Consider the following 3,659-nt stretch of genomic DNA (forward strand, 5'->3'; position numbering starts at 1 on the left):
CAGCGAGCTGTCGCCCTCGGCGGGTGCCACCACCTCGCTGTCCGCCACCCGCAGTTCGGGGCCGAACAGTGTGGACACCGCGGGCCGCTGCTCGCCCGTCCGCAGCGCCACCACCTCCCGCAGCACCCCGGTCAGCTGCTCGGCCATCTCCCGCGCCGACCCGAAGCGGCGGGCCGGGTCCGGGTCGGTGGCCCGGACCAGCAGCCGGTGGAAGGACTCGTACGTGCGGAAGACCTCGATGTGCTCCGGGTCGGGCAGCGAGTCCGCGAAGACATTGGTGAAGCCCTGGAAGTCGAAGGTGAGGACGGCGAGGGTGCGGGCGACGGTGTAGAGGTCGGAGGCGACGGACGGGCCGACGGCGGCGACCTCGGGCGCCTGGTAGCCGATCGTCCCGTAGACGGGGCTCTCGGTGTCGTCCATGCGCCGCACCGCGCCCATGTCGATCAGCTTGAGCCGGTCGTCCTGCTGGATGGCGTTGTCGACCTTGAAGTCGCAGTAGAGCAACCGCCGGCTGTGCAGGTGCCCCAGCGCCTCCAGCGCCTCGATGCCGTACGCGCACGCCTGCTCCACCGGCAGCGGATCGCGCCGCCCGTTCGCCGCGCGCCGGTCGTTGGCGAGGTCCTTGAGGGAGCGGCCGCCGACGTACTCCATGACGATGTAGCCGTCGCGGCGGCCCGTCGCCCGGTCCGGGTGCTCGACGAAGTTGTAGATCCGCACGATGTTGGCGTGCTCGATCTCGGCGAGGAAGCGGCGCTCGGACACCGCCACCGCCAGCGCCTCCTCGTCACCGGTGTCCAGCAGGCCCTTGAGGACCACCCAGCGGTCGGCGACCGCCCGGTCCAGCGCCAGATAGATCCAGCCGAGGCCGCCGTGCGCCAGACAGCCCACCACCTCGTACTGGCCGTGCACCAGGTCACCGGCCCGCAGCTTGGGCACGAAACTGTACGGATGGCCGCAGGAGACGCACACCCCCTCCGGCGCCCCCGGCACCTCACCGCGGGTACGGCCCACCGGGGCGCCGCAGTCGTTGCGCCCGCAGAACCGCTTGCGCTCCGGCACCTCCGGGTTCTCCAGCACCACCGTGTACGGGTCGGGGCGCGGTACCTGCGGCATCGTCACCAGACCGGCGCCCAACCGCCCGTGGGACGGGCCGGAGACCACCCCGCCGCTGCCGGGCGTCTCCCGCGCCGGGACGGACACGGCCGTGATCCCGGGCCGGCCACCGCCCCGGCGCGGGGCGGGCACGGTGGCCCCGGGCGACCGCTGCCGTCCCACCCCGCCGCCCGGCATCCGCTCCGTCACCGACGTCGGCTGCGCCGCCAGCAGCCCGCCCGGGGCCGGCGCGGGCGTCAGACCGCACACGTCGCAGGACGGTTCACCGCCCCCGCTGTCCGTACGGCGGCCCGTGCACCCCGGGCGGGCGCACCTGTCGTCCGGTGGTGCCGTCACCCCGCACCCCCGCCGTCCCGCTGCTCCGGTACCAGTGCCTCCGCGGCGGCGCGCCGGTAGCAGAGCACCGCGTGCTCGGCGGCCCGCAGGTCGCACGGCGCGCTCCACAGCATCCGCCGGGCCGCGTCGTACCGCTCCACCAGCAGCGGGTCCTCCGCGACGCCGCGGCGGGCCGTCTCGGCGCGGTAGGCGTCCAGCCGCCCGCGCAGCTCGGCGCGCACCGCCAGCGGGGCGGTCACCGCCGTCAACGACGCGCGGGCCCGCTGGAGTTCGTCCTCCGCGCTCACCTCCAGGCGCTCCAGCAGCGGGGAGAGCCGGTGCCACTGGGAGCGCCTGCGATAGTCGACGGCCGCGGCCAGCTGCTCGTGCAGCGCCGTCGACGGGCCGCTGACCGCGGGCACCTCCGACGCGGCGATCTTCGCCAGCACCTCGCCGCGCGCCTGCCGCGCCTCGGTCAGCGTGCGGTCCGCCCGCGACAGCACGTCCCGCAGCCGCATCAGCCGCAGCTCCGCGTCCTGCCGCACGTCCAGCACCGCCTCGATCTCCCGCCGTACGTCCTCCAGGGCGCGGGCCGCCCGGTCGTAGCGCGCGGTGTCGGGGCGGCCGCCGCCGGGCGCCGCGCTGCCGCCGCCGGACGGCACCCAGAACGCCAGGGGATCGGCGATCACCTCGGCGCGCAGCCGCGCCAGTTCACCGGTGATCTCCTCCAGGTCGTCGCCCGCGGGATGCTCCCCGGGCCGCACCCCGACGGAGCGGGCCAGCGAACGGACGCGCCGCAGTTCGGCGGAGAGCAGGTCGATACGGGCGGGCAGCGCCGTCCACACGGCGTCGGCGGCGACGATGACGTCCAGCGCCCGCGCATAGCGCTCGGTGATGCGGGTGACCAGCTCGGGAAGGGTGAGGGGCAGCACACGCGTCCCGGACGCGCCGCCGCTCTCCCCGGCCGCCGCGCCCGTCACCGTCACCCCGCGCCCGCGCAGCAGCTCCGTCAGCTCCGCGAGGTCGGCGGTGGACGGCCAGCGGCGCCGCGCCCGCACCTCGCGCGCCGCCGCCAACGCGGCCGTGTACGCGTCGAAGTACGACCAGAGCACCGTGATGGAGCGCTCCGCGGACGCCCACCGCTCCCGGGTGACGCCGGTCAGCTCCGCACCCTCCAGCAGCCGCCGGCCCGCGTGGTCCTGCAACGCGAGCAGCGACGACTCGACCGCCTCGTACTCGGCGCCGAGCCGCGCCAGGGCGCGGTCGGCCTCCTCCAGGTCCATCACCCGGCCGTCCGGACTCCCCGCGTCCGCGGGAAGGGCTCCAGGAGACCCCATCATCACCTCTCCAAACTGCGTACGGTGCGCGGCGTTCGGTGCGCCCGGTCGCCTCACGGGTGTGCCCTCGTCCGCTCCCTCGGTCCTTGGTGGCGGGTTCCTCCTCATAGTGCCGCCATCCGGCCGCTCCGTGGGGTGATCAGTCGCTGTATTCCGGCCGCGGGGGGCCTTTTATGCCGGGCATGTCACCCTTCAGCCAGGTGCGGTAGGCGCGCATCCAGGGGCTGCCGGGGCCGCCGTCGCCCCGGTAGTCCTCCAGCACCTTGTTCACCCGGCGCACCAGGTCGGTGTCGGCGCGGTTCACGGCCACGCCGTAGCGCTCGTCGGTGAAGGGCGGGCCCTTCAGCTCGACCGTCGGGTCCTGGGCCGCCTGCGCCGCCGCGAGGGAGGTGTCGGTGACCACCGCGTCGGTCTCGCCGAGCTGCAACCGCACCAGGCAGTCGAGCTGGTTGGGCACGACCTGCACCCGCGCGCCGTGCGCCCCGGCGCGCAGCGCGGCCTCACCGGTCGACCCGGCGGCCGTGCACACCCGCCTGCCGCGCAGCGACCCGTCGAACGCGGTGATCGGGGACGCGGCGGGCGCCAGTACCTGCTGACCGGCCTGGAAGTACGCCGTGGAGAACGCGACCTGCCGCTTGCGCGCGCAGTTGATCGTCATCGTCCGCACCACCAGGTCCACCCGGCGCTGCTGGAGGGCCGGGATGCGCCGGCTGGTCGTCACCGCGAGGAAGACCACCTTCGGGTGCGGGCCCAGGATGTCGCGGGCGATGGCCCGCGCCAGATCGATGTCGAAGCCCTCCAGCTCATGGCTGCCGGCGTCGCGGTAGCCCCACCGGTAGGTGTTCTGGTCGACGCCGACGACCAGTTGGCCCTTGCGCCTGATCCGTTCGACGG

At 75.0% G+C, this 3,659-nt stretch carries 3 protein-coding genes; all 3 read right to left on the reverse strand.

The window, feature by feature from the left end; genetic code table 11:
• Positions 1-1,449 (reverse strand): serine/threonine protein kinase (locus AC51EU_RS28495; RefSeq protein ID WP_496269968.1); only part of this gene is annotated, 1,449 nt, incomplete at its 3' end.
• Positions 1,446-2,765 (reverse strand): hypothetical protein, encoded by a 1,320-nt coding sequence (locus AC51EU_RS28500; protein ID WP_496269970.1) that lies wholly within the window; start codon positions 2,763-2,765, stop codon positions 1,446-1,448. The genes AC51EU_RS28495 and AC51EU_RS28500, both read right to left, overlap by 4 nt.
• A gap of 139 nt (positions 2,766-2,904) precedes the next feature.
• The coding region (locus AC51EU_RS28505) for a glutamate ABC transporter substrate-binding protein (RefSeq protein WP_496269969.1) at positions 2,905-3,659 on the reverse strand (755 nt) is incomplete at its 5' end.

Source organism: Candidatus Streptomyces philanthi (assembly GCF_059553635.1).